This window comes from Kitasatospora sp. McL0602 (assembly GCF_052076145.1).
GTDB lineage: Bacteria > Actinomycetota > Actinomycetes > Streptomycetales > Streptomycetaceae > Kitasatospora.
Window position 1 is genome coordinate 4,292,565 of the sequence record NZ_CP197246.1, and the last position, 26,841, is coordinate 4,319,405.

Annotated in this window: 28 protein-coding genes, 1 tRNA gene and 1 pseudogene; 18 read left to right on the top strand and 12 right to left on the bottom strand. The window is 71.8% G+C overall.

The window, feature by feature from the left end; translation table 11 throughout:
• The first annotated feature begins 15 nt into the window (after positions 1-15).
• Entirely contained in the window at positions 16-1,392 is a 1,377-nt protein-coding gene (gene mshA, locus ACR68M_RS19565) for a D-inositol-3-phosphate glycosyltransferase (RefSeq protein WP_441245399.1), read from the top strand.
• Positions 1,393-1,460: 68 nt separating this feature from the next.
• Positions 1,461-1,982, top strand: coding sequence for a YbjN domain-containing protein (locus tag ACR68M_RS19570; RefSeq protein ID WP_441245400.1), 522 nt, complete (start codon positions 1,461-1,463; stop codon positions 1,980-1,982).
• A 15-nt stretch (positions 1,983-1,997) separates the two neighbouring features.
• Here ACR68M_RS19570 and ACR68M_RS19575 read toward each other — a convergent pair whose 3' ends face one another.
• A complete protein-coding gene (locus ACR68M_RS19575; protein WP_441245401.1) occupies positions 1,998-3,293 on the bottom strand; it encodes an MDR family MFS transporter in 1,296 nt (431 codons plus the stop codon).
• Positions 3,294-3,450: 157 nt separating this feature from the next.
• Here ACR68M_RS19575 and ACR68M_RS19580 point away from each other — a divergent pair, with 157 nt between their 5' ends.
• Positions 3,451-4,209 carry a phosphoglyceromutase gene (locus ACR68M_RS19580; RefSeq protein ID WP_441245402.1) on the top strand — a complete coding sequence of 253 codons (759 nt, stop codon included), beginning with the start codon at positions 3,451-3,453 and terminating at the stop codon, positions 4,207-4,209.
• Between the two features lie 279 nt (positions 4,210-4,488).
• Positions 4,489-5,076 (top strand): lytic polysaccharide monooxygenase auxiliary activity family 9 protein, encoded by a 588-nt coding sequence (locus ACR68M_RS19585; RefSeq protein WP_441245403.1) that lies wholly within the window; start codon positions 4,489-4,491, stop codon positions 5,074-5,076.
• Between the two features lie 102 nt (positions 5,077-5,178).
• On the opposite strand, the gene ACR68M_RS19590 is transcribed toward ACR68M_RS19585, so the two are convergent.
• Positions 5,179-5,352 carry a hypothetical protein gene (locus ACR68M_RS19590; RefSeq protein WP_441245404.1) on the bottom strand — a complete coding sequence of 58 codons (174 nt, stop codon included), beginning with the start codon at positions 5,350-5,352 and terminating at the stop codon, positions 5,179-5,181.
• Between the two features lie 162 nt (positions 5,353-5,514).
• A complete protein-coding gene (gene phoU / locus ACR68M_RS19595; RefSeq protein ID WP_441245405.1) occupies positions 5,515-6,195 on the bottom strand; it encodes a phosphate signaling complex protein PhoU in 681 nt (226 codons plus the stop codon).
• A gap of 293 nt (positions 6,196-6,488) precedes the next feature.
• On the opposite strand from phoU, the gene ACR68M_RS19600 reads away from it, so the two are divergent.
• Entirely contained in the window at positions 6,489-7,784 is a 1,296-nt protein-coding gene (locus ACR68M_RS19600; protein ID WP_441245406.1) for a sensor histidine kinase, read from the top strand.
• Positions 7,781-8,476, top strand: a complete 696-nt coding sequence (locus ACR68M_RS19605) for a response regulator (RefSeq protein WP_441245407.1) — start codon at positions 7,781-7,783, stop codon at positions 8,474-8,476. The genes ACR68M_RS19600 and ACR68M_RS19605 overlap by 4 nt, the downstream gene beginning before the upstream one ends.
• 94 nt (positions 8,477-8,570) lie before the next feature.
• Here ACR68M_RS19605 and ACR68M_RS19610 read toward each other — a convergent pair whose 3' ends face one another.
• Complete coding sequence (locus ACR68M_RS19610) at positions 8,571-9,236, bottom strand: DUF461 domain-containing protein (RefSeq protein ID WP_441245408.1); 666 nt, start codon at positions 9,234-9,236, stop codon at positions 8,571-8,573.
• A gap of 349 nt (positions 9,237-9,585) precedes the next feature.
• Here ACR68M_RS19610 and ACR68M_RS19615 point away from each other — a divergent pair, with 349 nt between their 5' ends.
• The 7 genes from ACR68M_RS19615 (at position 9,586) to ACR68M_RS19645 (ending at position 16,590) form a co-directional block, all read left to right on the top strand.
• On the top strand, positions 9,586-10,068 hold the full coding sequence (locus ACR68M_RS19615) for a CarD family transcriptional regulator (RefSeq protein ID WP_030244332.1): 483 nt from the start codon (positions 9,586-9,588) through the stop codon (positions 10,066-10,068).
• Between the two features lie 258 nt (positions 10,069-10,326).
• On the top strand, positions 10,327-11,112 hold the full coding sequence (ispD, locus tag ACR68M_RS19620; protein ID WP_441245409.1) for a 2-C-methyl-D-erythritol 4-phosphate cytidylyltransferase: 786 nt from the start codon (positions 10,327-10,329) through the stop codon (positions 11,110-11,112).
• Positions 11,102-11,641, top strand: coding sequence for a 2-C-methyl-D-erythritol 2,4-cyclodiphosphate synthase (gene ispF, locus ACR68M_RS19625; RefSeq protein ID WP_441245410.1), 540 nt, complete (start codon positions 11,102-11,104; stop codon positions 11,639-11,641). Before ispD ends, ispF begins: the two co-directional genes overlap by 11 nt.
• A gap of 128 nt (positions 11,642-11,769) precedes the next feature.
• Entirely contained in the window at positions 11,770-12,165 is a 396-nt protein-coding gene (locus ACR68M_RS19630) for a PPOX class F420-dependent oxidoreductase (protein WP_441245411.1), read from the top strand.
• Between the two features lie 81 nt (positions 12,166-12,246).
• Entirely contained in the window at positions 12,247-13,638 is a 1,392-nt protein-coding gene (gene cysS, locus ACR68M_RS19635; protein ID WP_441245412.1) for a cysteine--tRNA ligase, read from the top strand.
• A gap of 173 nt (positions 13,639-13,811) precedes the next feature.
• Positions 13,812-14,804, top strand: coding sequence for a 23S rRNA (guanosine(2251)-2'-O)-methyltransferase RlmB (gene rlmB / locus ACR68M_RS19640; protein WP_441245413.1), 993 nt, complete (start codon positions 13,812-13,814; stop codon positions 14,802-14,804).
• 133 nt (positions 14,805-14,937) lie between these two features.
• Complete coding sequence (locus ACR68M_RS19645; RefSeq protein ID WP_441245414.1) at positions 14,938-16,590, top strand: DoxX family membrane protein; 1,653 nt, start codon at positions 14,938-14,940, stop codon at positions 16,588-16,590.
• A gap of 94 nt (positions 16,591-16,684) precedes the next feature.
• On the opposite strand, the gene ACR68M_RS19650 is transcribed toward ACR68M_RS19645, so the two are convergent.
• The 3 genes from ACR68M_RS19650 to ACR68M_RS19660 form a co-directional block, all read right to left on the bottom strand.
• Positions 16,685-17,509 carry a nucleotidyltransferase family protein gene (locus tag ACR68M_RS19650; RefSeq protein ID WP_441245415.1) on the bottom strand — a complete coding sequence of 275 codons (825 nt, stop codon included), beginning with the start codon at positions 17,507-17,509 and terminating at the stop codon, positions 16,685-16,687.
• An 86-nt stretch (positions 17,510-17,595) separates the two neighbouring features.
• Entirely contained in the window at positions 17,596-18,033 is a 438-nt protein-coding gene (locus ACR68M_RS19655) for a hypothetical protein (protein ID WP_441245416.1), read from the bottom strand.
• A 196-nt stretch (positions 18,034-18,229) separates the two neighbouring features.
• On the bottom strand, positions 18,230-19,321 hold the full coding sequence (locus ACR68M_RS19660; protein ID WP_441245417.1) for an ABC transporter ATP-binding protein: 1,092 nt from the start codon (positions 19,319-19,321) through the stop codon (positions 18,230-18,232).
• Positions 19,322-19,613: 292 nt separating this feature from the next.
• On the opposite strand from ACR68M_RS19660, the gene ACR68M_RS19665 reads away from it, so the two are divergent.
• Positions 19,614-19,687, top strand: a tRNA-Thr gene (locus ACR68M_RS19665).
• An 87-nt stretch (positions 19,688-19,774) separates the two neighbouring features.
• On the opposite strand, the pseudogene ACR68M_RS19670 reads toward ACR68M_RS19665, so the two are convergent.
• Positions 19,775-19,852 (bottom strand): annotated as a pseudogene (locus ACR68M_RS19670) (tyrosine-type recombinase/integrase); the annotation flags it as partial.
• Between the two features lie 53 nt (positions 19,853-19,905).
• Here ACR68M_RS19670 and ACR68M_RS19675 point away from each other — a divergent pair.
• Both ACR68M_RS19675 and ACR68M_RS19680 read left to right on the top strand, forming a co-directional pair.
• Positions 19,906-20,124 carry a hypothetical protein gene (locus tag ACR68M_RS19675; protein WP_441245418.1) on the top strand — a complete coding sequence of 73 codons (219 nt, stop codon included), beginning with the start codon at positions 19,906-19,908 and terminating at the stop codon, positions 20,122-20,124.
• A 38-nt stretch (positions 20,125-20,162) separates the two neighbouring features.
• Positions 20,163-21,263 (top strand): RNA-binding protein, encoded by a 1,101-nt coding sequence (locus tag ACR68M_RS19680; RefSeq protein WP_441245419.1) that lies wholly within the window; start codon positions 20,163-20,165, stop codon positions 21,261-21,263.
• Here ACR68M_RS19680 and ACR68M_RS19685 read toward each other — a convergent pair.
• Positions 21,229-22,869, bottom strand: coding sequence for a pyridoxal-dependent decarboxylase (locus ACR68M_RS19685; protein WP_441245420.1), 1,641 nt, complete (start codon positions 22,867-22,869; stop codon positions 21,229-21,231). The genes ACR68M_RS19680 and ACR68M_RS19685 overlap by 35 nt on opposite strands.
• Positions 22,870-23,056: 187 nt before the next feature.
• Here ACR68M_RS19685 and ACR68M_RS19690 point away from each other — a divergent pair, with 187 nt between their 5' ends.
• Positions 23,057-23,548: an Lrp/AsnC family transcriptional regulator gene (locus ACR68M_RS19690; protein ID WP_441245421.1), complete on the top strand. Its 492-nt coding sequence runs from the start codon at positions 23,057-23,059 to the stop codon at positions 23,546-23,548.
• A 48-nt stretch (positions 23,549-23,596) separates the two neighbouring features.
• Here ACR68M_RS19690 and ACR68M_RS19695 read toward each other — a convergent pair whose 3' ends face one another.
• From ACR68M_RS19695 to ACR68M_RS19705, 3 genes are read right to left on the bottom strand one after another with little or no spacing between them, the layout of a single operon-like run.
• A complete protein-coding gene (locus ACR68M_RS19695; RefSeq protein WP_441245422.1) occupies positions 23,597-24,013 on the bottom strand; it encodes an SHOCT domain-containing protein in 417 nt (138 codons plus the stop codon).
• A gap of 47 nt (positions 24,014-24,060) precedes the next feature.
• The gene (locus tag ACR68M_RS19700; protein ID WP_441245423.1) at positions 24,061-24,387 is read right to left on the bottom strand and encodes an SHOCT domain-containing protein; all 327 of its coding nucleotides are present in this window, start codon (positions 24,385-24,387) and stop codon (positions 24,061-24,063) included.
• Between the two features lie 8 nt (positions 24,388-24,395).
• Positions 24,396-24,836, bottom strand: coding sequence for a DUF6325 family protein (locus ACR68M_RS19705; protein WP_441245424.1), 441 nt, complete (start codon positions 24,834-24,836; stop codon positions 24,396-24,398).
• Positions 24,837-24,989: 153 nt separating this feature from the next.
• Here ACR68M_RS19705 and ACR68M_RS19710 point away from each other — a divergent pair, with 153 nt between their 5' ends.
• Positions 24,990-26,744: a cation:proton antiporter gene (locus tag ACR68M_RS19710; RefSeq protein ID WP_441245425.1), complete on the top strand. Its 1,755-nt coding sequence runs from the start codon at positions 24,990-24,992 to the stop codon at positions 26,742-26,744.
• The last annotated feature ends 97 nt before the right edge of the window (positions 26,745-26,841 follow it).

The window sequence follows — 26,841 nt, forward strand, 5'->3', positions numbered from 1 at the left end:
GGAGGCTTCAGCCAGGTGACGCAGCACCCCGCACGGACGGCTCGCCGTGCCCAGATCACGCTCCCGCCGACTCGGGGGCGGCTCCAGGCGTTGGTCGGCAGCCGGGCCCGGCGGCCCCGGCGGATAGCCATGCTGAGTGTCCACACCTCCCCGCTGCACCAGCCCGGGACGGGCGATGCCGGTGGGATGAACGTCTACATCGTCGAGCTGGCCAAGCGGCTCGCCGAGCTGAACATCGAGGTCGAGGTCTTCACCCGCGCCGCCAGCTCGGACGACGCGCCGACGGTCGAGCTCGCCCCCGGCGTGCTCGTCCGGCACGTCACCGCCGGGCCGTACGAGGGCCTGGTCAAGGAGGAGCTGCCCGCCCAGCTCTGCGCCTTCACCCATGGCGTGCTGCGCACCGAGGCGGGGCACCGCCCCGGTTACTACGACCTCGTGCACTCGCACTACTGGCTGTCCGGCCAGGTCGGCTGGCTGGCGGCCGAGCGCTGGGGGGTGCCGCTGGTGCACACCATGCACACCATGGCGAAGGTCAAGAACGCCGCGCTGGCCGCCGGGGACACCCCCGAGCCGGCCGCCCGCGTGATCGGCGAGACCCAGGTGGTCGAGGCCGCCGACCGGCTGATCGCGAACACCGCCGAGGAGGCCGGCGAGCTCTCGCACCACTACGCCGCCCGCCCGGACCAGCTCGCCGTCGTCCACCCGGGCGTCAACCTCGACGTCTTCCGGCCGGGCTCCAGCAGCGGCAGTAGCAGCCAGCAGGAGGCGCGGGCCCGGCTCGGCCTGCCGCAGGACGCCGCGGTGCTGCTCTTCGCCGGGCGAATACAGCCCCTGAAGGCGCCGGACGTGCTGCTCAAGGCCGTCGCGGTGCTGCTGGAGCGGGAGCCCGGCCTGCGCGAGCGGCTGATCGTGCCGGTGGTCGGCGGCCCGTCCGGCACCGGCCTGGCGAAGCCGGAGAGCCTGCACAAGCTCTCCGCGCAGCTGGGCATCTCCGACGTCGTCCGTTTCCACCCGCCGGTCGGGCAGGCGCAGCTCGCCGAGTGGTACCGGGCCGCGACGGCCCTCGTCATGCCCTCGTACAGCGAATCCTTCGGCCTGGTCGCGCTGGAGGCGCAGGCCTGCGGCACCCCCGTGGTCGCGGCGGCCGTCGGCGGCCTGCCGGTCGCCGTCCGGGACGGCGTCACCGGCACGCTCGTCCGGGGCCACGACCCGCAGGACTGGGCGCGGGCGCTCGCTCCGTACGCCACCGACGCCGCGCTCGTCGCCCGCCAGGGTGCGGCGGCGGCCCGCCACGCGGCGGCGTTCGGCTGGGGCACGGCGGCTGCCGCCACGGCCGACGTGTACGCCGGTGCGCTCCACCGCCCGGCCGGCCGGGCCCGGCGGCTCCGCTAGGGCGCGGCACCAGGCCCACGCCGAGCGGGGAAGCCCCTGGCGCGGGCGGGTGAAGTAACGTCTGCCGCATGGCTACTGGTACGAAGGACGACGCCCTCGCGCGGCTCGGTGCGGCGCTCGACGAGGCCGGGGTGGCGTGGGAGCCGGCGGTGACGGACGCGTACACCCTGGTGGCGACGCTGCCGGGGACGCGGAAGCTGTCGACCACCTGTGCGCTGCGGGTGGGGGATCACACGCTGTCGGTGAACGCCTTCGTGGTGCGTCGGCCGGACGAGAACCACGAGGCCGTCTACCGCTGGCTGCTGGAGCGCAACACCCGGCTGTTCGGGGTCGCGTACGCCGTCGACGCGCTCGGTGACGTCTACCTGGCCGGGCGGCTGCCGCTGGAGGCGCTGACGGCGGAGTCGGTCGACCGGCTGCTCGGGGCGGTGCTGGAGAACGCGGACGAACCCTTCAACACCCTGCTCGAACTCGGCTTCGCCTCGGCGATCCGGCGGGAGTGGGAGTGGCGGACCAAGCGCGGCGAATCCACCCGCAACCTGGAGGCCTTCGCCCACCTCGCCGGGCCCAGGACTCCGCAGGCCGACTGAGCGCCCAGGGGCACCTCACCGGTCGGCCAGTTCCCCCTCGGGGAGCCCGTCCGGCTGCAGGACTGCGGTGGCAGCGGCCGGACGACGGCCGAGCAGGACGAACCCCACGGCGGCGGCCGTCCCGCACAGGGCGCAGGCACCCCAGACCGCCGCACCCGCGTACTGGAGCAGCAGACCGCCGGCCGGCGGGCCGACGAATGCGGCGAGCGACCAGGACAGCGAGTAGACGCCCTGGTAGCGGCCTCGGGCCTGGGCAGGGGAGAGCTCGGCGACCAGGGCCATCAGGGTCGGCATCTGGACGATCTCGCCGATCGTCCACACGGCCACGGTGAGCGCGAAGAACGCCATCGAGGTGCCGGCGTACGCGGTGAGACCGAAGCCCCAGCCGATCAGCAGGGCGCTGACGAACAGCAGCGAGGCGCGGCTGCGGCCCTCCATGGCGCGGGTGAGCGGCAGCTGGAGCAGCACGATCAGCACGCCGTTCAGGCTCGCGACCAGCCCGAACTGGGTGGTCGACAGGCCCGCCCGGCCCATGTCGACGGCCAGCGTGGTGGAGCCCTGCTGGATGACCAGTGCGAGCAGCAGGTTGAGCCCGACGAGCGCCATGAACCGGCCGTCCCGGAAGACGGTGCCCAGGCCGATCTGCGGTGTCGCGGGCGAGGCTTCGGGGAGGTCGGCGACTGTCGCGTCCGGGCGGGTCTCCGGCATCTTCGTGAAGATCACCAGGGCGCAGAGCAGCGTGGTCAGCGCGTCCAGCAGGAAGAGCAGCAGGTAGCCGTGGGTGGCGATCAGCCCGGCCACGGCCGCCGAGATGCCGAAGCCGATGTTGATCGCCCAGTAGTTGAGCGCGTACGCCCGCACCCGGTGCTCGGGCGGGACGATGTCGGCGATGGCCGCCGACATGGCGGGCCGGGAGGCGTTGTTGGCCAGGCCGACCAGGAAGGCGACGGCCGCGATGGCGACCGGACCGTCGGTGAAGCCCAGCACGGCGGTGAAGACGGCGGTGGCGAGCTGGGCGGCGAGCAGCGTCGGCCGCCGCCCGATCCGGTCGGTGAGCACCCCGGCGCCGACGGCCGCGATCGACGAGCCGAGGCCGAAGAGCCCGGCGACCAGGCCCGCGTACGAGGCGGAGTAGCCCCGGACGGTGGTCAGGTAGAGGGCGAGGAAGGTGACCACGAAGCCGCCGAGGCGGTTCACGAGCGTCGAGAACCAGAGCCACCAGAACGCGCGGGGCAGACCTCCGACGGCCGTCGCGAACGCGGTGCGCAGGCGTCCGGCCGGGCCTGGGGCGGATGGTTCGAGCACGGGCATGTGGAGCTCCCGGGGGCGGCAGGAGTCCGCAGAACGGGACTGTGGGGGCCGCTCAGCGGGACAGCAGATGGCAGGTAAGTGGCAGGTCGAACAGGCGCACATTACCTGGGGGCCATGGGCCCGGCCAGCGGATATTCGCCTCCATTAAGCTGGCGCCATGGCTGACACGACCTACCGACTGATCCTGCTCCGTCACGGCGAGAGCCAGTGGAACCAGAAGAACCTCTTCACCGGCTGGGTCGACGTCGACCTCAACGAGAAGGGTGAGAAGGAGGCCGCACGCGGCGGCGAGCTGCTCGCCGCCGAGGGCTACTTCCCGGACGTGGTGCACACCTCCCTGCTGCGCCGCGCGATCCGCACCTCCCAGATCGCCCTCGACAAGGCCGACCGGCACTGGATTCCGGTCAGCCGCAGCTGGCGCCTGAACGAGCGCCACTACGGTGCGCTCCAGGGCAAGGACAAGGCCCAGACCCTGGCCGAGTTCGGCGAGGAGCAGTTCCAGCTCTGGCGTCGTTCGTACGACACCCCGCCGCCGGTGCTGGCCGACGACAACGAGTACTCGCAGGCCGGCGACGCCCGCTACGCGGACATCCCGAGCGAGCTGCGCCCGGCGACGGAGTGCCTCAAGGACGTCGTCGACCGGATGCTCCCGTACTGGTACGACTCGATCGTCCCGGATCTGGCCGCCGGCAAGACCGTCCTGGTCACCGCCCACGGCAACAGCCTGCGCGCGCTGGTCAAGCACCTCGACGGCATCTCCGACGAGGACATCGCGGGCCTCAACATCCCGACCGGCATCCCGCTCGTCTACGAGCTCGACGCCGACTTCAAGCCGGTCGCGAAGGGCGGCCGCTACCTCGACGCGGACGCCGCCGCGGCCGCCATCGAGGCCGTGAAGAACCAGGGCAAGAAGTAGGGCGAGAAGTAGGCCCTCGGCTCCCCAGGCCCCGTCCCCGATCCGTTCGGGGGCGGGGCTCTGTCGTGCCAAGGGCCTTGGCTCCGAGCTGACTTGGTCGATGGCGGCCAGTGGTTCAGACCATTGACGGCCGGGGGCGGTGCTCCTAGCGTATGAGCCGGTACTGGCGCGGGCACGTCAGTCCCTCCCTGCACCTCCGTGCACTCACCGTGCACTCCGTTCACCCCCCACAACTCCCGCGGCCGAGCCTGCCGGGAGCGAACACAGGAGGAGCACCACATGCGTAAGCGCCATGCCCTGACGGCCCTGGTGGCGGCAGCTGCCGCCACCCTCGCGACCGTCACCCCGGCCCAGTCGCACGGGTACATCTCGACCCCGCCGAGCCGCTCCGCGCTCTGCGCCGCCGGCACGGTCACCGACTGCGGAGACATCCAGTGGGAGCCGCAGAGCGTCGAGGGCCCGAAGGGCTTCCCGGCCCTCGGCCCCTCCGACGGCACGCTCTGCTCGGGCGGCATCGCCCGGTTCGCACAGCTGGACGACCCGCGCGGCGGCGGCTGGCCGGCGACCAAGGTGACTGGCGGTCAGAAGCTGACCTTCACCTGGAACTTCACCGCCCGGCACTCGACCACGCAGTTCCGCTACTTCCTCACCAAGCCCGGCTACGACGCCCGTACGCCGCTGACCAGGGCGAGCCTCGACCTCACGCCGTTCCTCACCGTGCCCTACAAGGGCGCGCAGCCGCCGATGACGCTGAGCCACACGGCGACCCTGCCGACCGGCCGCACCGGACACCAGATCGTGCTCGCGGTCTGGGACATCGCCGACACCGGCAACGCCTTCTACTCCTGCGCCGACGTCACGTTCTGACGGATGTTCCGGCGGATCTCCTGACGGACGGCAGCTCCCTGAACCGGCTCGGCCGGATGCCCGGTGCGGCATCCGGCCGAGCAGGCGGGAGCGGGGGACGGGTCAGTGCCCGCCGCAGCAGCCTCCGGTGACGCCGCCGCACTGGCACGGGGCGCCCGCCTGGCAGCCGCAGCCGCAGCCCGGTCCGCAGCCGCAGCCGGCGGCGAGGACGGGCAGGAGACGCGGGGCAATCGGCTCGACGATGCTCGCGGGTGGTGTGGCCGGGCTGGTGTTCATGGCGGTACCTCCTCGGTCCAGGCACACGTCGGTGCCCACCTCACGAGTGAATCCCGCCGGTGACGAGGCGTCAACGGGCGCGTGGATGCGGGGGCCCTGCACTCCGTGCGCCCCTCCCGGCAGTGGGCCCAGGGGACAGCACCTGGGCCCACTCAGCGGCAGCTACTCCGCCGCAGCGGCCTCGTTGGCGGCGATGAAGTCGCCCGCGTGCTCGCCCGTCACCAGGAAGACGACGCGCTTGGCGACCGAGACGGCGTGGTCGGCGAAGCGCTCGTAGTAACGGCCGACGAGGGTGACGTCGACGGCGGTCTCGATGCCGTGCTGCCAGCGGTCGTCCAGCAGGTGCGAGAAGAGCTCGCGGTGCAGGGCGTCGATCTCGTCGTCGTCCCGCTCCAGCTCCAGGGCGGCGTCGACGTCCTTGGTGGTGATGACGGCGCCGGCCTTGGCGACCAGGCGCTGGGCGAGCTGGCCCATCTCCAGGACGATCGGGTGCAGGTCGTTCGGCACCGCCGTCTCGGGGAAGCGCAGCCGGGCGACCTTGGCGACGTGCCGGGCGAGGTCGCCGCAGCGCTCCAGGTCGGCGCTCATCCTCAGCGAGGTGACGACGATCCGCAGGTCGGTGGCGACGGGCTGCTGGCGGGCCAGCAGGTCGATGGCCCGGTTCTCCAGCTCGTGGTGCAGGGCGTTGACCTTGACGTCGGCGGCGATGACGCTCTCCGCCAGGGCGAGGTCGGCGTCGAGCAGCGCGGTGGTGGCGCGGCCCATGGCCGAACCGACCAGGCGGGCCATCTCGACGAGGCCGTCGCTGATCGAGTCCAGTTCCTCGTGGTACACGTCGCGCATGCTTGCTCTCTCTTCCTCAGTAGCTCTGTCGGTGGCGGTGCCGACCGGTCATCTCGTACGACTGCCGGGACAACTGCCGGGAGTCTGACGAGACGGCCGCTGCAGGTGGCGCGAATCGTACGCGCGACCGTGCCCACGCGGGCTGCTGAAACCCAGACTGGGCCGTCCGGGCGACTACGCACGACCCCAGCAGTGAACCAACGGGAACCTGAAGGTGAATTCTCGGCAACGCGCGGCCGCACCCTTGATCACACCCTGGGGGCACGCGGCCGCAGTGCGCTTACGCTGACCGTATGGACGTGAATGTGGCCGCCGCCGCTGCCTGCGCCATAGCCGGGCTCGGCGTCGGTCTCACGGCCGCCATCGCCTTCCGATGGAGCGAGCGCGAGCAGGCCCGCAGTGGCACCGGCGGTAAGAACAGCAGTACCGGCAGTGGCAGCCGGCCGGGCGCCAGTGCGGCGCCCGGCCAGGAGCCGCCGCTGCCGCCCGGTGTCGACACCGTGCTCTCGGTGCTCCGCTCCTGCGCGATCGTGCTGGGCGAGGCCGACGAGGTGGTGAAGGCCAGCTCCGCCGCGTACGCGATGGGCCTGGTCCGGGGCGGGGCGATGGCGGTCGAGCAGATGCTCTCGCTGGCCCGCGCCACCCGCCGCGACGGCGAGATCCGCCAGGTCGAGCTGGAGGTGCCCCGCCCGGGGGCGGCCCGCGCCGCCGAACCGCTCGCGGTCTCCGTCCGGGTCGCGCCGCTCGGCTCCCGCCTGGTGCTGGTGCTGGTCGAGGACCTCACCGAGCGCCGCCGGGTCGAGGCCGTCCGCCGCGACTTCGTCGCCAACGTCAGCCACGAGCTCAAGACGCCGGTCGGCGCGCTCTCCCTGCTCTCCGAGGCCGTCGCCGACGCCTCCGACGACCCGGAGGCCGTGCAGCGCTTCGCCGGCCGGATGCAGATCGAGGCGACCCGGCTGGCCAGCCTCGTCCAGGAGATCATCGACCTCTCCCGAGTCCAGGACGACCAACTGCTGATGGACCCGGAGCCCGTCCCCGTGGACGAGCTGATCGCCGAGGCGATCGACCGCTGCCGTCAGCCCGCCGCCGCCAAGCAGATCCTGATCGCTGCGGGCGGCATCGGCGGCCTCTACCTGCACGGCAACCGCGGCCAGCTGGCCGCGGCCCTCGGCAACCTCGTCGAGAACGCCGTCAACTACAGCCCGCCCCGGACTCGGGTGGCCATCGCCACCCGCCGGATCTCCAGCGCCGCCGCACTCGGCGAGGCCGACGGCGAGCTGATCGAGATCTCGGTGACCGACCAGGGCATCGGCATCTCGGAGAAGGACCGCGAGCGCGTCTTCGAACGCTTCTACCGCGTCGACCCGGCCCGCTCGCGCGCCACCGGGGGAACTGGTCTGGGCCTCTCGATCGTCAAGCACGTGGCTGCCTCGCACGGCGGCACCGTGTCGGTCTGGAGCGTCGAAGGCCAGGGCTCGACCTTCACCGTACGGCTCCCCGCCGGGCAGGCCCCGGCGCCGGAGCAGTCCACCCCTGACACCCACGCCACAGCAACAACCCACCTTCCTGCCCCGGAGGCTAGACCGTGACCCGAGTACTGGTGGTCGAGGACGAGGAGTCGTTCAGCGACGCCCTGTCGTACATGCTTCGCAAGGAGGGTTTCGAGGTGGCCATCGCCGCCACCGGCCCCGACGCCCTGGAGCAGTTCGAACGCAACGGCGCCGACCTGGTGCTGCTGGACCTGATGCTCCCGGGCCTGCCCGGGACGGAGGTCTGCCGGCAGCTGCGCGTCCGCTCCAACGTCCCGGTCATCATGGTGACGGCCAAGGACAGCGAGATCGACAAGGTCGTCGGCCTGGAGATAGGGGCGGACGACTACGTCACCAAGCCCTACTCCACCCGCGAGCTCGTCGCCCGCATCCGCGCGGTGCTGCGCCGCCGCGGTGAGGACGGCGGCGCGGGCGAGAACGGCGGCGGCCCCGGTGCGCTGGAGGCCGGCCCCGTCCGGATGGACGTCGACCGGCACGTGGTGACGGTGGACGGCGCCAAGGTCGACCTGCCGCTGAAGGAGTTCGACCTGCTGGAGATGCTGCTCCGCAACGCGGGCCGGGTGCTCACCCGGATGCAGCTGATCGACCGGGTCTGGGGCGCCGACTACGTCGGTGACACCAAGACCCTGGACGTCCACGTGAAGCGCCTGCGGGCGAAGATCGAGCCCGACCCGGGTGCCCCGCGCTACCTCGTCACGGTCCGTGGCCTCGGCTACAAGTTCGAGCCGTAAACCGCAGCCGTACGCATAGCTGCACGCATATCTGTATGCGGCCGAAGGGCCCCCGCCGGAGATCCGGTGGGGGCCCTTCGGCGTCGGAGCAGCGTCAGTGAGCGCTCGGGCTGGCCGCGCCCGTGGCGGGTGCGCTGGCCGGTGCGGTCGCGGGTGCCGTCGCCGGGGCGGTGGCGGGTGCGGTCGCAGGTGCCGACGCGGGGGCGGAGGCCGAGGCCGAGGCGGCGGCCGACGGCAGGGCGGTCGAGGCCGGGCCGAAGGCCTCGTACTGGCCCCGGGCCGGGGTGACCTGGGCGGCGGCGGTGACCTTGCCGGACTTGGTGAAGCTGAAGGTGGTCGGCGCGAAGCCGCCGACCTTCACGGCGGCCGAGCTGAAGTGCGCGGCCGGCTGGCCCGCGCCACCCAGCAGCACCGAGCCGCCGGCCGGGATGACGATCTCGGTCACCGCGGCGCCCTTGGCGTCGGTGAAGCTCGCCGCGGCACCCTCGCCGACGGAGATCGACTGCAGCGTCTCGGGCGCGCTGCCGGCGTTGCTGATGTTCACCGTGACGTTGGCCGGGCCGGGCTGGTCGGCGACCGCGTCGGCCTTGGTCACCACCACGATGTTGTTGAGCTTGAGGTCGTTCCCGATCGAGGTGGCGGCGTTGTCGGGCTTGACCTGCAGAGTGTCGGGGGTGTTCCCGGCGGCGCAGGCCGACAGGGGGACGATCGCGGCGAGGACGAGGGCGGCGATGGCGCCGCGTCGAAGGCTGCGGCTCACGGCGGCGGCTTCTCCTTGGATCACGTGTCGGGTAGTCACGGCTCAGGTTACCGACCGCACATATCCGGTTCTCACGGGGTGGCCCCGTGTCGCGTCGCGGGACTGATCGGATCCCGTCGGGACATGGAGCAAAAACTCAAGATCAAATCATGGTTTCGACAGTCTTGCCAGAGGTTTCGTCAGGTGCCCGTACCACCTCCCACCTGCGGGAAGCCTTCGCCGAAGGCCGCTCCCAGCACGTCATGGGGGTGCTTGTCAAGCCCCGAGACCCGCCCTGACCTGCGAAAACGCCCTTCGGGCGCGCCGAAAAGCGTGTTATTCTGGAAAGCCACGGAAGGGGTCCTGTCACATGACGTTCAAGGTTGGCGACACGGTGGTCTACCCCCATCACGGGGCTGCGCTGATCGAGGCCATCGAAATTCGCCAGATCAAGGGTGTGGACAAGACCTACCTGGTGCTGAAGGTGCAGCAGGGAGACTTGACACTGCGCGTGCCCGCTGAGAACGCCGAATTCGTCGGCGTGCGCGACGTAGTCGGGCAGGAGGGTCTGGACCGGGTCTTCGAGGTGCTTCGTGCACCGTACACCGAGGAGCCGACCAACTGGTCCCGCCGCTACAAGGCGAACCTGGAGAAGCTCGCTTCGGGTGATGTCATCAAGGTCGCCGAGGTCGTACGTGACCTCTGGCGCCGCGAGCGCGAGCGCGGCCTCTCGGCCGGCGAGAAGCGGATGCTCGCGAAGGCTCGCCAGATCCTGGTGAGCGAGCTCGCGTTGGCCGAGAACACCAACGAGGACAAGGCGGAGACGCTGCTCGACGAGGTGCTGGCTTCCTGAAGCCGCTGATTCGTTGATGCGTCGCCGCACCCAGCGGTCCCGCATGCCACGGCGCCCGATGCCGATACGTCACCATGGTCACGAGAGTGAGCAGGTGGCGGGTCGTCATACCGGGCGCTTTGGCATACCCGGACGCAGTCCCGTCCCCGAGTGGCAGTACGCCGACGCGACGGCCCGTGCCACGGAGCACGGAGCTTGCGAAGGCCCACGGGCTTGTGTTTGGAAGGGGCCCGTGCCGTGCACCCGTAGGCGCACGCCATGGCCATACCCACTTCGCCGAAGGAGCGAAACCTGAACGCCACAGGAGTAGTCGCAGCAGCCGTCGTCCCGGCCGCAGGGCGGGGTGAGCGGCTGGGGCCGGGCGCCCCGAAGGCCCTGCGCGAACTCGGCGGAGTGCCGCTACTGGTGCACGCCGTCCGGGCGCTGGCGCGCAGCCGGGCCGTCGGCCTGGTGGTCGTCGCGGCCCCGGCGGACGGCGTGGCGGAGGTCGTCGCGCTGCTCGACAGCCACGGGCTCGACGGCAAGGACATCCGGGTGGTGGCGGGCGGTGCGACCCGGCAGGAGTCGGTGCGGCTCGGGCTGGCCGCGGTGCCGGCCGAGGTGGAGGTCGTGCTGGTGCACGACGCCGCGCGGCCGCTGGTACCCGTCGACGTGGTGGACGCCGTGGCGGCGGCCGTCCGGGCCGGGGCCGACGCGGTGGTGCCCGGGGTCCCGCTGGCCGACACCGTGAAGCGGGTGCGGCCGCAGACCGGCGGCGGCCCGGAGCCGGTGCTCGACACGCCCGACCGGGCCACGCTGCGCGCGGTGCAGACGCCGCAGGGCTTCCGGCACACGACGCTGAGCGAGGTACACGAGAAGGCGCTCGCGGAGGAGGCCGGGGGCACGATGCCGCCGGTCACCGACGACGCGGGGCTGGTCGAGCACTTCGGCGGCCAGGTCGTGGTCGTGCCCGGCCACGAAGAGGCCTTCAAGGTGACCCGTCCGATCGACCTCGTGCTCGCCGAGGCCGTACTCGCCCGCAGGAGGGCCTCCGATGGCTTCTGACACCCCCGCCGACACCCCCGCTGGCACTCGCGCTGACCGGCCCGCCCTCCCGCTGATCCCCCGGGTCGGCATCGGCACCGACGTGCACGCTTTCGAGGCCGGGCGCCCGCTCTGGGTCGCCGGGCTGCACTGGCCGGACGCCGAGTACGGCCTGGCCGGGCACTCGGACGCGGACGTGGTCGCGCACGCGGCCTGCGACGCGCTGTTCTCGGCGGCGGGCGTCGGCGATCTGGGCGCGCACTTCGGCACCGACCGGCCCGAGTGGTCGGGCGCCTCCGGCGTGACGCTCCTGTCGGAGGCCGCCAGGATCGTCCGAGAGGCGGGTTTCGAGATCGGAAACGTCTCCGTTCAGGTGATCGGGGTGCGCCCCAAGGTCGGCAAGCGCCGGGCGGAGGCACAGGCGGTGCTCACCGCCGCCGTCGGCGCGCCGGTCGCGGTCTCCGGGACGACCACCGACGGCCTGGGCCTGACCGGCCGTGCCGAGGGCCTGGCCGCCCTCGCCACCGCCCTGGTCTACGAGGTGGGCTGACCGGATCTGCCGGGCGGGCCGACCGGAGCTACCCGGCGGGCTGACCGGCCGGGAGCGTGCTGCCGGTCCGTGTCCGAAATGGCTAGCCTGGGCTCCAGTATCGGACGACTGAAGAAGAGGGCCCGGGTATGTCCGCACGACTCTCCGACAAGGCGAAGGCGCTGCTCGACGCCAAGTCCTTCGCCACGATCGTCACGCTCCAGCCGGACGGCAGCCCGCAGTCCTCGGTGGTCTGGGTGAAGCGGGACGGCGAGGACGTGCTGTTCTCGACCGTCGAGGGGCGTCGGAAGCACCTCAACCTGCTGAAGGACCCGCGCGTCTCGCTGCTGGTCAACCCGGCGGACTCACCGTACGAGTACTTCGAGGTGCGCGGTGAGGGGCGGATGACGCGTGAGGGCGGCCGGGAGCTGATCGACGAGTTGTCGTTCAAGTACCGGGGCCAGCCGGTGTACGCCTTCGATGGTCCGGACGACGTCCGGGTGGTGGTCCGGATCACCCCGCGCAAGGTGGTCGGCAGCATCTGACCCGCCGACTGGCCGGGAAATGGGAGCCCCGCCCGGCAAAAGGTGGCGGGGCACCCCCCGGTGCCCACTACGCTTGACGCTGTGAGCCTTCGCCTGTACGACACCAGCACCCGCCAGGTACGCGACTTCGTCCCGCTTGTACCGGGTTGTGTCTCGATGTACCTGTGTGGCGCGACCGTCCAGGCGGCACCGCACATCGGGCACATCCGGTCCAACCTCAACTTCGACGTCATGCGTCGGTGGTTCGGTTACCGCGGTTACCACGTCACGTTCGTCCGCAACGTCACGGACATCGACGACAAGGTGATCGCCAAGGAGCGCGAGACCGGCGTCCCCTGGTACGAGATCGCCTACACCAACGAGCGCGCCTTCAACCAGGGCTACTCGCAGCTCGGCTGCCTGCCCGCCTCGGTGGAGCCGCGCGCCACCGGACACGTGCCCGAGATGATCGAGATGATGCGCACGCTCATCGAGAAGGGCCACGCGTACGAGTCCGAGGGCAACGTCTACTTCGCCGTCACCACCTACCCCGAGTACCTCGCGCTCTCCAACCAGAAGCTGGAGAACCTCCAGCAGCCGGAGAGTGTCGGCGAGACCGGCAAGCGCGACCCGCGCGACTTCGCGATGTGGAAGCGCTCGAAGCCGGGCGAGCCGAGCTGGGAGACGCCGTGGGGCCGGGGCCGTCCGGGCTGGCACCTGGAGTGCTCGGCGATGGTGCACAAGTACCTCGGCAGCGCCTTCGACATCCACGGCGGCGGGCTGGACCTGATCTTCCCGCACCACGAGAACGAGATCGCGCAGTCGAAGGCCTTCGGCGACGACTTCGCGAACTTCTGGGTGCACAACGCCTGGGTCACCATGAGTGGCGAGAAGATGAGCAAGTCGCTCGGCAACTCGGTGCTGATCTCCGAGATGGTGCAGCGCTGGCGTCCGATCGTGCTCCGCTACTACCTGGCGGGCCCGCACTACCGCTCGATGATCGAGTACAGCGAGGAGTCGGTGCGCGAGGCCGAGACCGGCTTCGCCCGGATCGAGGGCTTCATCCAGCGGGTGACCGAGATCTGCGGGCCGGTCGACGCGGCGCCCGAGGTGCCGCTGGCGTTCGCCGAGGCGATGGACGACGACCTCGGGGTGCCGCAGGCCCTCGCGATCGTCCACACCGCCGTCCGGCAGGGCAACAGTGCGCTGACGGCGGACGACAAGGAGAACGCGGTAGCGCGTCTGGCCGAGGTCCGTGCGATGCTCGGAGTGCTGGGCCTCGACCCGCTCGACGAGATGTGGGCCGGAGCCGGCAAGGGCGACGACCTCCACGGAGTGGTGGATTCGCTCGTTCAGCTTGTGCTGGAGCAGCGGCAGGCCGCTCGGGCTCGCAAGGACTTCGCCACCTCGGACGCCATCCGGGACCAGCTCACGCTGGCCGGGCTGGTGATCGAGGACACCCCGTCCGGCTCGCGCTGGACGCTCAACGGCTAGCAGCCGTTGGTGCCCACGGCCGTCGCGGCCGTGGGCGAAAGACAACCAGTAACCCCGCACGACGCTGGGGTGAGGGTGGGCCGTACCGGCGAGGTGCGGCCCACCCGCATGACACAGAGCATGCCTGAGGCCGTCCGGTCGTCGGGTGTGACGGACAGACAGGAAGTACAGGCATGGCCGGCAACAGCGCACGCAGGAACGCACGCAACCCCGGATCGAAGAAGGGCGCGAGTGTCGGGACCGGCGGCCACAGCCGGAAGGCACTCCAGGGCAAGGGCCCGACCCCGCCCGCCTCCGCCCGCAAGGGCCACGTCAAGCAGCGGCAGGCCAACGCGGTCGTCAAGCGCGAGATGGACGCCAAGTCGCGCGCCGGCATGCGCCGGGCCGGGGCCGGTGGCCGTGGTGGCCGTGGCGGTGCCGGTGCGGCCGAGCTGGTCTTCGGCCGCAACTCGGTGGTCGAGGCGCTGCGCGGCGGCGTGCCCGCGACCGCGCTGTACGTCCAGCAGTTCATCGACACCGACGACCGCACCCGGGAGGCCCTGCAGGCGGCCACCGAGCGCGGCGTGCCGCTGATGGAGGCGCCGCGCGTCCAGCTGGACAACATGACCGGCCAGATGAACCACCAGGGCCTGGTGCTCCAGGTGCCGCCGTACGAGTACGCGCACCCGGACGACCTGCTCGTCGACGCCGCCGACAACAGCGAGCCCGCGCTGATCATCGCGCTGGACGGTGTCACCGACTCGCGCAACCTCGGCGCCGTCGTCCGCTCCGCCGCCGCCTTCGGCGCGCACGGCGTGGTCATCCCCGAGCGCCGCGCGGCCGGTATGACCGCCGGTGCCTGGAAGACCTCCTCCGGCGCCGCCGCCCGCCTCCCCGTCGCCCGTGCCACCAACATGACGCGCACGCTGGAGGCGTACCAGAAGGCCGGTCTGATGGTCGTCGGCCTGGCCGCCGACGGCGAGGCCGAGATCGGCGACCTGGACCTGCTGGCCGGGCCCGTCGTCATCGTCGCGGGTTCGGAGGGCAAGGGCCTCTCCCGGCTCGTCGCGGAGACCTGCGACATGCGGGTGCGGATCCCGATGCCGGGCACCACGGAGTCGCTGAACGCCGGTGTCGCGGCGGGCATCGTGCTGTACGAGGCCGCTCGGCTGCGCGCCAAGGCGTAACGATGTGTGGGTGAACCGGTCGGGCCTGGTCGGGCCCGGTCAGGCTCGGTCGGTTTGCTCATGATCACTTCAATGTGCGCCAGGAATCCACCCGGGAGAGTGTCCTAACCGGCCGTCACCCGGTTAGACGGGTGTGGACACCAGAACACCTCGGCGCCCCGGGCGCGGCGGCGCGTCGGGAATAGACTCCGACCCCGCCCTCAACACGGTCAAGGTGCCGTCCGACCCGGCCAAGCTCAGCAGCACCCAGGCAAGCTTCCGGATCAGACTGGCCACCCCCGTGGCACCGCTGATCGACGCTCCGGCAGGTGCCGCCTTCGGCGACCCGTACGCCATGCAGAGCTTCGCCTCCCGGCCGCTGGTCACCCCGGGGGTCGTGGTCAGCAGCACCCAACTGCCCGCGCTGGCCGGTGTGTCCGGTGGCTCCGTGGTCTCCGGAGCGGCGGGCGGCGTGCCGCGCCGCAAGGGCAGGGTCACCGCCGTCACCTGGACGGGTCAGGCCGCCCCCGGCGACCTCGCGGCCACCCAACTGCTCGAAGCCGTCCGGCTCAACACCGTGCCCGCCCCGGCGGGCGCCATGTCGGGCCTGGCGTCGGGTGCGGGTTCGGCTGCCGCCTCGGTCGCGGCCGAGGACACCCAGCAGCTGCCGTCGCTCGGCCAGGCCGTGCCCCGGCAGTCCGGGCCGCCGACGACCCCCGTACCGGTGCACGTGCCGGCCGCCGAGCCCTGGTCGCCGAGCGGTGAACTGCCCGAGGTGTCGGCGGTGGGCGCCGGCGACTCCAAGCACGCCTGGTACCCCGGCCGGAAGGTCGACCTGGGCCTGGTGCTGCTCCCGCTGCGCGTCGTGCTCGGCTCGCTCTCGGTCTACGCCGGGTTCAGCAAGCTCTGCGACCCGGTGTACTTCGATGGCGGCGACCGCGGGTCGATGATGCGCTGGCTCGGCTCGCTGCACCCCTGGCGGGTCGCCCAGCCGCTGCTCGACCTCGCGATGGCCCACCCCGTCGGGGCCGGGCTCGGCGTCGCCTTCACCGAGGTGGTGGTCGGCGTGCTGTCGATCCTCGGCCTCTGGCAGCGGGTCGCCGCCGGTGCGGCGATGGCGCTCTCGGCCGCGCTGCTCTTCACCGTCAGCTGGCGGTCGGTGCCGGTCTACGACACTCCCGACCTGATCTTCCTGGCGGCCTGGAGCCCGCTGCTGATCGCCGGAGCCCCGTTCGGCTCGCTGGACGGCCGGATCGCCCTCGAAGCCTGGCGGCGATACGGTTCCGCAGCTCCCACTGCGCTGCGGCGCCGGGTGCTGCGACGCGGCGCGGTGGTCACCACCATCGTGGTCGGCCTGACCATGCTGAGCGGCTCGATGCTGGGCGCGGCGGTCCGTACGGGCGGCCGGAGCCACACCGCTCCGGTCAAGCCGCCGACCGACTACGGCTCCCCGGTCTGGCCCGGCAACGGCGCGGCACCCTCATCGGGCGCGAGCACCGCCCCCTCGCCGGCGGCCAGCACGCCGCCCTCCCCGGCGGCCTCGCCGAGCCCGAGCGCGTCGAAGGGCAGCGCCAAGCCGCACGCCAGCACCAAGGCCTCCCAGAGCCCGGCCGGCAGCACCGCGGGCACCGCAGGGTCCGGCTCCACCGGCAGCAGCACCGGCCACGGCGGTACGTCCGGTACGACGGCGCCCAAGCCGCCGTCCTCGACCGGCACCCCCGGCCTGATCGGTGGAGTGCTGGGCGCCCCCCTGCTCGGCCTGGCGGCCGAGCCCGCAGCGCAGCACAGCGGCAGCGGCACGGTATAGCGGCGGGGCCGCGCACGGCTGAGGGGCGTGAGGCCGAGCCTCACGCCCCTTCGCTGTGCCGTGCTGGCTGCCTTCCGGGTTACGCGTTCGCGGACTACGCGACCGTGGCGCGGCCTGCGCCGGAGGCGAGCTCCTTGGCGGCCTCGGTGAGGTCCTTCGCGGTGTCGATCGCGCGCCAGTAGATGCCCTGCGGGAGCTGGTAGCCGGCCAGCTGCTTGTTGCGGGCGAGCTGGGGGAAGGTGGTGCGCTCGTGGTCGCCGACGTCCGGCAGCAGCTCGCGGAAGCCGGGGCCGAAGACGTACAGGCCGGCGTTGATCAGGAACGGCGAGGGCGGGGCCTCGATGAAGTCCAGCACGTTGCCGAACTGATCGGTCTCCACGGCGCCCCACGGGATCCTGGGCCGGGCCAGGGCGAGCGTCGCGATCGCGTCACGCTCGTGGTGGAAGGCGGCCATGTCGCGGAGGCTGAAGCGCGTCCAGATGTCGCCGTTGGTGGCGTACCAGGGCTCGTCCGGGCGGGGCAGCGCCTGCGAGGCGTACTTGAGCCCGCCGCCACGGCCGAGCGGCTCCGTCTCCACCACCGTGCGGACGTTGAGCGGCAGGTCGGCCTTGTCGAGCCACTCCTGGAGCACCTCGGCCAGATGGCCGCAGGAGATCACGGCGTCGGTGACCCCTTCGGCGGCGAGCCAGGCGAGCTGGTGCCCGACGATCGGGATGCCGGTGCCGGGGATCTCGACGAGCGGCTTCGGCCGGTCGTCGGTGTACGGGCGCAGCCTGGACCCCTGGCCGCCCGCCAGGATCACCGCCTGCGTGACGGCAGGCGCCGTGGTCGGGCGGGTGGGCGTCGGGCCCGCAGTCGGGCTCGGGCTGCTGCTGGGGCTGCTGCTCGGACCCTGGCTCGGGCTCGTGGAGTCGGTCATAGCAAGAACAATAGGGTCCTCGCCGGGGCACCGGGGCGGCTTGCTGTCCACGGCGCCGCCTCGGCACCCCCCGTCGGGTGTGTCGGTCAGCCCACCACGCCGGAGGCGAAGGCGCCGTCGCAGACCGGTCGGGCGAACGACCGGGCCCGCTGGGTGTCGCCCTGGTACTTGCGGACGGCGGCCCGGCCAAGTTCGGCGGCGAGCCCGCTGCAGTACGGGGTGAGGGCGGGCTTCTCCCGCATGGTGCGCTCCAGCAGGTCGAGCGCGGTGCCCGGGTTGTGGTCGCGCAGCTCGTCCATCAGGTCGACGCGGAGCGCGTCCTGAGGGGCGAGGCCCTGTGTGTTGCTCGGCGTGTTGGTGCGGCCGATCGTGCCGTCCCCGCTTGAGGCGGCGACGACCTGCTGGTCGAGTGCGGTCGGCGGTGCCCAGGGGACACGGGTGACCGCGAGCGTGCCGGTGGTCACCAGGATCACGGGCAGGGTGAGGGCAACGGTCTGGCCGATGCGGCGTACGAGCTGGTTCACGCTCAGGAGCGTAGCGGTGGGTGGGGCCGTGAATGCACTCCGTTACACCAACGAGTGAGTCGTGTCCCGGTTCGTCCCGTCACGGTGTTGACGCAGCGGCGCACGCGGGGGCGCGTGACCACGTGCGCGAGCCCCCGCCGACGGTGGTCGGCAGGGGCTCGCGGGTGGTCCTGGACGGCTCGGCGGTTCAGGCGGCTCAGGCGCTGAGGCGGGCGCCCGTGGTGCTGGAGAAGACGTGGGTCTCGCCGCCGGTCGGGACGACGTGGATCGTCTCGCCCTTCTGCGGGATCTGACGGCCGTGCACGCGCACGACGATCTCCTTGTCCTCGCCACCGATCTTGGTGGAGCCGTAGACGAAGCCGTCCGCGCCGAGCTCCTCGACCACGTTCACGGTGACGGCGACGCCCTCGATGCCGCCCGCCGGGACGATCTCGAAGTGCTCCGGGCGGATACCGACGGTGACGTGCTTGTCGGTGCCGGCGCCGGACAGCTCCTCACGGGAGATGTTGATGACCGAGCCGCCGAACTTCACCCCGCCGTCGACCAGCGGCACCTCGACCAGGTTCATCGCGGGCGAGCCGATGAAGCCGGCCACGAAGAGGTTGGCGGGGCGGTCGTACATGTTGCGCGGGCTGTCGACCTGCTGCAGCAGACCGTCCTTGAGCACCGCGACCCGGTCGCCCATGGTCATGGCCTCGACCTGGTCGTGGGTGACGTAGACCGTGGTGATGCCCAGGCGGCGCTGGAGGCTCGCGATCTGGGTACGCGTCGAGACGCGGAGCTTGGCGTCCAGGTTGGAGAGCGGCTCGTCCATCAGGAAGACCTGCGGCTCACGGACGATCGCGCGGCCCATCGCGACACGCTGGCGCTGGCCGCCGGAGAGCGCCTTCGGCTTGCGGTCCAGGTAGTCGGTGAGGTCGAGGATCTTCGCGGCCTCTTCGACCTTCGTGCGGATCTCGGCCTTGTTGACGCCCGCGATCTTGAGCGCGAAGCCCATGTTGTCCGCGACGGTCATGTGCGGGTAGAGCGCGTAGTTCTGGAACACCATCGCGATGTCCCGGTCCTTCGGCGGCAGGTGCGTGACGTCGCGGTCGCCGATCCGGATGGCGCCACCGTTGACGTCCTCCAGGCCGGCCAGCATGCGGAGGCTGGTCGACTTGCCGCAGCCCGAGGGGCCGACGAGGACGAGGAACTCGCCGTCCTCGACGTGCAGCTCAAGGGCATCGACGGCGGGCTTGGTGCCGCCCGGGTAGAGACGGGTCGCCTTGTCGAACGTGACAGAAGCCATGGCTGAACTCTCCTTCACCGGCAGGAACGTGCCGGACGATCCGAGTAAAGGTGGGTGATGTCCTGGCCGGCCCACCCAGTGGTCTGAACCACTCGACAAGCCGACTCCCGGCGACGCTACCTTTCCGCTGCTCCGCTTGTCAGCCCCGTGGCCCCCCGATTTCGGCATCGTTCCGGTCACAACCCACTCGCACACCCCGACGATCACTGGGCGATATCTGCAGACACCACCCCACCAGGTCCCGGTAGACTGCCCCTCGGTGTCGCCGTGGTCCGCTGCGGACGATCACCGTGCCTCCTTAGCTCAGTTGGCCAGAGCACCGCTCTTGTAAAGCGGGGGTCGTCGGTTCGAACCCGACAGGGGGCTCAGCCCGCAGAACGCAAAGAGGCCCAGGTCGAAGGGGAAATCCCCATCGGACCTGGGCCTCTGCCGTTTCGGGCTGCCAGTCCTCCCGTGCCCCATCCGGGGCATCAGCTCACGGGTGCTCGCGCCGTTCTGGGGCGCGAGGTTGTTGCCGGTGTGGCGCAGATCTGGCGCGGCGGGCTGGTGTGGATCATCGGGGTGGGGCTGGCTAGGGTGCGCGCATGGAAAAGGCATTCGCGCTGCTGGTGAAGTGCATGTTCGGCGGTGCTCTGCGGCTGTTGCTGGAGTGGCTCGGGGTGCCGGGGTCCGTGGTCGTCGCAGTGGTCGCGGCGGGGTTCGCGGTGTGGGGCGGCCGGGCGTTGGTGCGGCGCCGAGCCGCCCGGAGTGGCGGGAGGCCGGTTGCGGAGCGTGCTCGCAGCAGGGGGGTCACCGGGCCGTAGGCACTGGGGAATTGACCGGCGGGGATAGCGTGAGACCGGTGGAGTACGTGTACCGAGTGACCAAGTACGACCCGGCCGACCGTGACGAGCGCGGCTGCTACGTCGGGGCCGAGGACAGCGAGAGCGACTGCGGTCCGGTGGAGGCCGCGTATCTGTGTGCGGTCGAGGAGTTCGCGCGCGCGAGTGGGGTGACCCGGCTGGCCGTTCGGGAGCCGCACGCGCCATCCCCGTACCACGACGGCGAGGAGATCCCGCTCGCGGTCGCCGTGGAGGTGGTGCGCGGGATGCTGCGCGGGGCCGGGTTCTACTGCCGGCTGGAGGCAGCCGGCCGGTTCGAGGTCCACATCGGGTGGGACCTGTACATGTACCTGGGCAGCCGGGTGCCGTGCCCTGGGGCGGTGGAGCGGACCCGGGCGCTCGGCCTCTTCCCCGAGCCGCTGAGCGTCTCCCCCTACGCGCCCGAGGAGCCCGGCGAGCCGGGCGAGCAGCGCCCGGCCGACGAGACCTTCTGGGCCCGGCTGCGCCACCTGCTGCTCGACCGGACGCTGCTCCTGGAGGAGGGCTACGTCTACAACGCCACCCGGTGGCACCGGTTGGCGCCTGACACGCTGGAAGCAGTGCGGGCCGGCCTCGCGCCGCGGGCCATGCTCTCCGTGTGGCCCGACCTGAGAGCCGACGTCGCCGCAGTGCTGGCCGGCCTTCCCCAGGACGAGCCGGCCGAGCTGGTCTGGGAGGACAGGCAAGGCCGGATCAACAGCGTGGACACCGAGGAGCTGGAGCCCGCAGACCTGGCCGAGCTGGCCGCCGGGGCCCGGTCCGCTGCCCTGATCTCGTGTTGCCTGGACGATCGCAACCCGCTGCTCACCGCCGTACTGCCCGACTCCGACGGGGTGTTGCGCGCCCGCTGGCGGACCGACCCCACGCCGGGCGACCAGGCGTGGGGACTCCTGCGTGGGCTCGCGGTCGGGGAGATCCGCTCGGGGGCGGAGCTCGCCGGGATCGAGGTGGAGGTCGAGGTGGAGGGCGTGGTCGCCGAGGTGGGTGCGGAGACGCTGGTCGAGATCGTGGGGGTCGACCTGGTGCGGGAACGGGTCTCGGGGGTGGTCAGGCGGGCTGGGGGAGGGCCGGGGCGAGGATGACGGGGTCGTTGCCGAGGTCTTCCAGGAGTGCGTCCAACTTGGAGCGGTCGACCGAGGACATCAGGAAGACGTGGACGTAGCTGCGCCGGGTGCTCTCGTCGCCCGGGACGAGCAGGACGTCCTGGGAGGAGAGTGACCACTTGGCCACCACCTCGGGGCTGGGCTTGCGGAAGCGTACGGTGATGGCGCCCGGGGTGCGGGCCGGCCAGAGGTCGATGCCCTTCTGCTGTTCCAGGGCGCGGAGTTGGTGCTCCAGGTAGGCGGCGAGCTCCTGGGACCTGCGGATGCGGTCGGCCTGGTCCTGGTAGGAGTGGCGGGAGAGGTGGTCCCAGAGGATCAGCGGGGAGAAGCCGTTGCGCGATCCGGCGAAGGTGGTGTCGGGGGCCCCGATGTACTCGGGCTGGGTCGGCGGTGCGATCTGGTACTTGACCTTGGTCATGTAGATGCCGCACGGCCAGGGTGCGCCGGGCCACTTGTGGCCGCTCATGGCGATGGAGGACACCATGTCGACGTCGCCGAACTCCCGGGTGGGCAGCGTGATGCCGAAGTCGAACTCCGGCAGGCTGACGTCGGGGCTCCAGCCGAACCGGGCCGGGTCCGCGGCGGCCATCCGGACGAAGGGCGCGTAGCCCGCGCCCAGGGCGCCGTCCACGTGGATCCAGAACCGGCGGCGCAGGCCGGCGCCGCCCTGGATCAGGCCGTGTCGCTCGAAGATCGGCAGCAGCCGCTCGCAGACCTGCCGGACGTCGTCGTGGGCGCCCTTGAAGGTGCTGCCGAGGTTGAGGCTGACGAAGATCGGGTGGCCCTTGGCGGCGAAGAACTCCACCAGCACCGCGAGCGCGTCGACGTCTATCTCGCCGGTGCCGTCCGAGGAGTGCCCCGAGGGGCCGCGCCGGGACGGCACCTCGGCGGGCCACTCGCCCGGCTCGCCCGCGGGCCCGACCAGCGGGCACTCGTCCGGGTACTGCTCCGCGCCGACGGCCTGGAAGGTCTCGACGCCCAGGACGTGGACGGCCTTGGCGAACGAGTAGTGGGTGTCCTCGGAGTAGAACGCCACCGGCCGGTGGGCGTTCGGGTTGCCCGGCTCGGACGGGCCCGGTGCGGCGGGGACGTAGCGCAGGGCGCCGGTCGGCCCGGTCGGCTGCTGGATCAGCGCCTTGCCGCTCAGGTAGTCCCGGGCGTTCCAGAGCGCGTACATGTTGCCCTCGGTCGAGCCCATGGACAGCACGTACCCCCAGTACGACTCGGGGTCGGCCGGGTCGTACGGGCCCTTGGCGTGCCAGAGAGCGGCGTAGTAGTCGAGCACCGCATGCTCGACGACCTTGGTGTTGGGCTTGTAGCCCCCGCTCTGGAACGGGTCACCGAGGTTGTTGATGTTGTGCTGCATGAAGCGGCCGAGGTCGAAGGCGCTGCCGCCCATCTCCTGGGTGGCCTGGTAGCCGAGCAGGTACCGGCGCTTGCTCGTCAGGTACGCGTCCATCGTGTCGAGGGCGCTCAGGCGCTGCTCGTCGTCCAGCCCACCGGCGGGGAGTTCGAAGTGCGAGACGTCCGGGCAGGCCGGTTCGTCGTGGCCGACCTGGACGGTCAGGGTGTCGGTTCGGCTCATGGCACAGCTCTCCCGGTTCGGTGGGTCGGAGGACCCGCCGGGTACGTCCGGTGGGTTGGCGATGGCCGATCCGATCGGGAGTCAGGATGGAACCTGTGGCGCCTGAAGGGGAAGTAGCTGGCAGAACATTCGGAATATGGGCAGAAAACCTTGCGGATCGTCGGTGCGAGCAGGGAGTGTGGGCGCCGTGCCGAACAATCCTCAAGCCCGGCGGGTGCCGCTCGACGACGTCGACCGGGCGATCCTGCGCATCCTCGCCGACAACGCCCGCACGCCGAACAACGCGCTGGCCGACGCGGTGGGCATCGCCCCCTCGACCTGTCTGGCCCGCGTCCGCGCGCTGCGTGAGCGCGGGGTCATCCGCGCCTTCCGGGCCGAGATCGCCCCAGCCGCGATCGGGCTGCCGCTGCAGGCGATGATCTCCGTCCGGCTGCGGGCCCACACCCGCGAGCAGAACGAGAGCTTCCGCGCCGCCGCCCCCGACATGCCGGGCGTCGTCGCGGTGTTCCACATGGCCGGCTCCGACGACTACCTGCTCCACGTCGCCCTCGCGGACCCGGACGCCCTGCGGGACTTCGTGGTGGACCACCTCACCACCCACTCGGCGGTGGCCCAGACCCGCACCAACCTGATCTTCGAGCAGATCGCCGGCCGTCAGCACCTGACCCCGGACGCGTGAGCCGGGGCCGTACGTTCGTGCGTACGGCCCCGGCTGCCCCTGCGGTGGTCAGGCGAGCAGTTTGGTCTTCGCCTGCTGGAACTCCTCCTCGGTGAGTGCCCCGCTCGCCCTGAGGTCGGCGAGCTTGACCAGCTCGTCGGCACGGGACGGCGCACCGCCGGAGCCCGCCCCGGCTCCCGAGGGTGCGGCGGCCTCGCGGACGTACTGTTTGAACGCGGCGTCGGCCTTCTCCGCCTGTTCCTGGTCGCGTCGGCCCATGGAGTGGCCACGGACGATGACGTACGCGAGGACGCCGATGAACGGCAGCAGGATGACCAGGATCATCCACCCGGCCTTGCCCCAGCCGCTCATGTCGTGGCTGCGGAAGATGTCGCTGATGATCTTGAAGAGCAGGAAGAGCCAGAGGAGCCAGAGGAAGAACTCCAGCATGGTCCAGAACAGATCGAGCATGGGGTAGTTCGACACCGTGAGCTCCTTCGGGGCGCGGGTCGGTCTGTACGTGTTGGGGGGTGTCAGGAGGCCAGGAGCCGGGCCTTCTCGCGGGCGAACTCCTCGTCGGTGAGGATGCCCTGGGCCTTGAGGTCGGCCAGTGCGCCGAGTTGGCCGATCCGGTCCTGCGCCGGGGCGGCCGCGGGGGTGGCGGCCTGTCGGCCGGCGACCTGAGCGGCGGCCTGGTCGACCAGCTGTTGTTGCTGGGCCTCGGCGGCCTGTTGCTGTTGCGCGTTGCGCTCGGCGGCGTTGCGCTGCATCCCGCCGGAGACCGCAGTGGCCGTCCCGGCGATCACCGCCGTGCGGGCCATGGTGCCGAGCAGCCCCGGCCGTCCCATCCGTCGACGCATGGTGACTCCTACTCCTCGTCCAGTGCGGCGATGGCGCGCACCACGTGGTCGCGCGGGATGCGCTCCAGCATGACCAGCTGCCCCCGGGAGTCGCGGACAGCCGCCGTGAGACGGGCCGCCCAGGCGTTCTCCCAGGCGACCACCAGGGCGGCGGAGCCGGGCTCCAGGCTCTCGCCGACCGTCTGCAGGTCCTCGTCGCTCAGCAGGTCGAAGTCCGATCCCGTGACGCGCTGGAAGGCCTCGGCGACATCCGTGTCGGCGAGCTCGACGACGGCCACCGAGCCGTCCGGCTCCTTGCGGACGAAGGTGAGGTCGAGGATGCGTACGGTGCCGTTCTCCTGCAGCTCGCGGATGGCGGGGGCGACGTCACCGTTGAACCGGTTGCCGTCGAACGCGACCACCGCGACGTCCACGGGGCCGACCGTGTCGATCGTGAGGCTACCTGGCACGGGCACAACCACCTTTCGGGGTAAATGCGGACAAATAGTCAATCGATTCGAGCATACGGTCGGACGGGTGGCGGTGGGTCCGCGTTCACCCGAACGGCCGTCCGGCGCGCCTGATGGATCTTCACCGGCCAGGCTTGGGGGATGAGCAACGCCATGACGTCCGATCAGATCCTCGGCGGGGTCGCGCTGATCGTCGTCCTCGCTGTGGGGTCGCAGGTCGTCGCAGGGCGGCTCCGGCTGCCGGGGATCGTCCTGCTGCTGCCGGTGGGCTTCGTCGCCGGGGCGATCACCGACGACGTCCACCCGGACCGGCTGCTCGGGCCGGCGTTCTCGCCGCTGGTGTCGCTGGCGGTGGCGGTCATCCTCTACGACGCCGGGCTGGAGCTCGACGTCCGGCGGCTGACCGGCGACGCGCGGCGTACCGTCGTCCGGCTGATCTGGATCGGGACGCTCGTCACCTGGCCGATCGCCGCCCTGGTGGCCGCGCCGCTGCTGGGCATCTCCGCCAAGGCCGCCGCGATGCTCGGGGTGATCCTGATCGTCTCCGGGCCGACCGTCGTCGGGCCGCTGCTGAACTTCGTCCGGCCGGGCGAGGGGCTGCGCCGCATCCTGATCTGGGAGGGCTCGCTGATCGACGGGGTCGGCGGCGTCCTCGGCGCGCTGGTGTTCGCGGCCCTGGAGTCCGGCCACCGGGTCAGCTTCGGGGCGGCCGCCGGGCAGATCCTGGGCAGCGCGGGGGTCGGGATCGCCGGCGGGGCGCTCGGCGCGGCCGTGCTGTGGCTTCTGCTGCGCCGGGTCGGGCTCGGCGAGATCCTCGGCACCACGGCGCAGCTGGCGACGGTGATCGGCGTCGCCGCCGGGTGCAACCTGCTGCGCGACGACTCCGGGCTGATCGCGGCGATCGTGATGGGCGTCGCGATGGCCACCCTCCCGGGCCTCGACCTGGCCGTCCGCCGACCGTTCTTCGAGACGCTGGTGTCACTGATCATCGGCGTGCTGTTCGTGTCGATCTCCGCGACCGTCACCCCCGCCTCCCTGCGGCACGTCGTGCTGCCCGCGCTGGCTCTGACGGCGGTGCTGGTGCTGGCCGCGCGGCCGCTGGTCGCCGCGCTCTCCACCCACGGTGGCGAGCTCTCCCTTGGCGAGCGGGGCTTCCTCGGCTGGATGGCGCCGCGCGGCATCGTGGCCGCCTCGACTGCCTCCACCTTCTCGGCCGGGCTCGCCGAGAAGGGCATCGGCGGCGCGGAGCGCATCCTTCCCGCGACCTTCGTGGTGATCGTCGCGACGGTGGTCGTGTACGGGTTCACCGCAGTGCCGGTCGCCCGTCGGCTCGGGGTGGAACGCCCCTCCCGCTCCCGGCCACTGCTGGTCGGCGGCGAACCCTGGGCGGTCGAACTCGGGCGCGCATTGAAGGGGTTGGGCCTGGAGGTACTGATGTGGGCCGGTGCGCCGGAGCAGCGCAAGCGGATCAAGGCGGCCGGGCTCGAACTGGCCCAGGGGGAGCTGCTGGCGACCGCGGCCGGGGAGGGCGCGGAGCTGGAGGGGATCACCTGCGTACTGCTGCTCACCGACGAGGACGACTTCAACGCGCTCGCCGCGACGCTGCTCCGGAGCGAGGACGGCCCCGAGGTCTACCGCCTCGCCGAACGCGAGGAGGGCCAGGGCGTGGTGGCGCCGTTCATGAGCGGCGGGATCCTCTTCGGCCCGCTGCTCTCCGGGGCGGTTCTGACCTCGCGCTACCTCTCCGGAGCGGTGATCGAGGTCCGGCCCGCCCGCACCCCGCTGGAGCCGGGCCACGACCTGCTCCTCACCGTCGACGACACCGGACGACTGCACCCCGCCACCCCCGGTCGCGCCCCCGACCCGACCGGCACCGGGTACGCGGTCACCCTCGGCCCGGCCGTCTGAGCGGCCGTCCGGGAGGCCGGGCGGGAAATCGGAGTGACGCGGGGTGACGGAGTGCACTACGGTTCGCGGGTCCACCGTTGAATGCTTATCTGATCTT

Excerpts from the sequence above, each read along its gene's own strand:
- ACR68M_RS19710 (WP_441245425.1), top strand. The coding sequence starts at position 24,990 with ATGACGTCCGATCAGATCCTCGGCGGGGTCGCGCTGATCGTCGTCCTC.
- ACR68M_RS19650 (WP_441245415.1), bottom strand. The coding sequence starts at position 17,509 with ATGACCGACTCCACGAGCCCGAGCCAGGGTCCGAGCAGCAGCCCCAGC.
- phoU (WP_441245405.1), bottom strand. The coding sequence starts at position 6,195 with ATGCGCGACGTGTACCACGAGGAACTGGACTCGATCAGCGACGGCCTC.
- ACR68M_RS19590 (WP_441245404.1), bottom strand. The coding sequence starts at position 5,352 with ATGAACACCAGCCCGGCCACACCACCCGCGAGCATCGTCGAGCCGATT.
- ACR68M_RS19585 (WP_441245403.1), top strand. The coding sequence starts at position 4,489 with ATGCGTAAGCGCCATGCCCTGACGGCCCTGGTGGCGGCAGCTGCCGCC.
- ACR68M_RS19685 (WP_441245420.1), bottom strand. The coding sequence starts at position 22,869 with ATGAGCCGAACCGACACCCTGACCGTCCAGGTCGGCCACGACGAACCG.
- ACR68M_RS19660 (WP_441245417.1), bottom strand. The coding sequence starts at position 19,321 with ATGGCTTCTGTCACGTTCGACAAGGCGACCCGTCTCTACCCGGGCGGC.
- ACR68M_RS19615 (WP_030244332.1), top strand. The coding sequence starts at position 9,586 with ATGACGTTCAAGGTTGGCGACACGGTGGTCTACCCCCATCACGGGGCT.
- ACR68M_RS19675 (WP_441245418.1), top strand. The coding sequence starts at position 19,906 with ATGGAAAAGGCATTCGCGCTGCTGGTGAAGTGCATGTTCGGCGGTGCT.
- ispF (WP_441245410.1), top strand. The coding sequence starts at position 11,102 with ATGGCTTCTGACACCCCCGCCGACACCCCCGCTGGCACTCGCGCTGAC.
- ACR68M_RS19580 (WP_441245402.1), top strand. The coding sequence starts at position 3,451 with ATGGCTGACACGACCTACCGACTGATCCTGCTCCGTCACGGCGAGAGC.
- ACR68M_RS19700 (WP_441245423.1), bottom strand. The coding sequence starts at position 24,387 with ATGCGTCGACGGATGGGACGGCCGGGGCTGCTCGGCACCATGGCCCGC.
- ACR68M_RS19575 (WP_441245401.1), bottom strand. The coding sequence starts at position 3,293 with ATGCCCGTGCTCGAACCATCCGCCCCAGGCCCGGCCGGACGCCTGCGC.
- ACR68M_RS19600 (WP_441245406.1), top strand. The coding sequence starts at position 6,489 with ATGGACGTGAATGTGGCCGCCGCCGCTGCCTGCGCCATAGCCGGGCTC.
- ACR68M_RS19630 (WP_441245411.1), top strand. The coding sequence starts at position 11,770 with ATGTCCGCACGACTCTCCGACAAGGCGAAGGCGCTGCTCGACGCCAAG.
- rlmB (WP_441245413.1), top strand. The coding sequence starts at position 13,812 with ATGGCCGGCAACAGCGCACGCAGGAACGCACGCAACCCCGGATCGAAG.
- ACR68M_RS19570 (WP_441245400.1), top strand. The coding sequence starts at position 1,461 with ATGGCTACTGGTACGAAGGACGACGCCCTCGCGCGGCTCGGTGCGGCG.
- ispD (WP_441245409.1), top strand. The coding sequence starts at position 10,327 with ATGGCCATACCCACTTCGCCGAAGGAGCGAAACCTGAACGCCACAGGA.